The organism is Streptomyces olivaceoviridis, from assembly GCF_014650115.1.
Classification (GTDB): Bacteria; Actinomycetota; Actinomycetes; order Streptomycetales; family Streptomycetaceae; genus Streptomyces; species Streptomyces olivaceoviridis.
Genome location: NZ_BMUI01000121.1, coordinates 1 through 736 on the forward strand (window position 1 = coordinate 1; position 736 = coordinate 736).

Genomic DNA, 736 nt, shown 5'->3' on the forward strand with positions numbered 1-736 from the left:
ATGTTCAATTGAGCGGAAATTTGCTTCATCGAGGCGAAGGCAGGTGAACAGTCTTGGAAAACGGGTCTGAATCGGTTGGACCAGTCTGAACCGTAGCGCTCAGCACCGAGCTTGAGAGTGACTTGAAGTGACGAGAACAAGTGGACGATCTGTGCTTTGAACTGAGCCGACACGTCAAACGCAGAAGAGTCACATGCGCATCGGCCAGCCTGTCTATTTACAGCAACCGCCTGGTATGAGAACGAGGAGGCAGCCTGAAGAGCAACTTCCATCGATGCTCCCTGCTGAAAAACGTCTCGACACTTGTCGGCTGCAGCAGTCAAGCTAGACCAGCTTTGCAGCATAACTTGAGCAGAAACTGAGACAGAGGCCGAGGCCGAGGCCGAGGCCGAGAAGCCCCAATCTTGGCGGCGTACGAGAGATCCGCTGTCTTTAGTTAATGGGGCCAAACCGTCTCGTCGAGATACTACGCGATCAGTTCGCAACTTGTCGAAGTCACTCTTGGCACCTGCGACCGAAGCACTGATGAGTTGAAAAACTGCACAAAACAGTAAGGCTTGAAGGACATTGGAGAACATTGCGGAAAGGTTTGAAAGAGTAACAAACGGGTATAAAGGCGTAGGCTACTGAGGTAGATGGGTTCGAAAAGGAAGATACAGAGAGTTCAAATTCAACCAAGTGAATATAGACACGGAAAGGTAAAGGTAATGGACCACAGGAAAAGGTAAACAAGTAG

The 736-nt window shown here is 50.0% G+C and carries 1 protein-coding gene; it reads right to left on the reverse strand.

Annotated features, from left to right (window positions below; all coding sequences use genetic code 11):
- The coding region (locus IE273_RS44600) for a hypothetical protein (RefSeq protein ID WP_229888149.1) at positions 1 to 578 on the reverse strand (578 nt) is incomplete at its 3' end.
- Positions 579 to 736 lie beyond the last annotated feature (158 nt).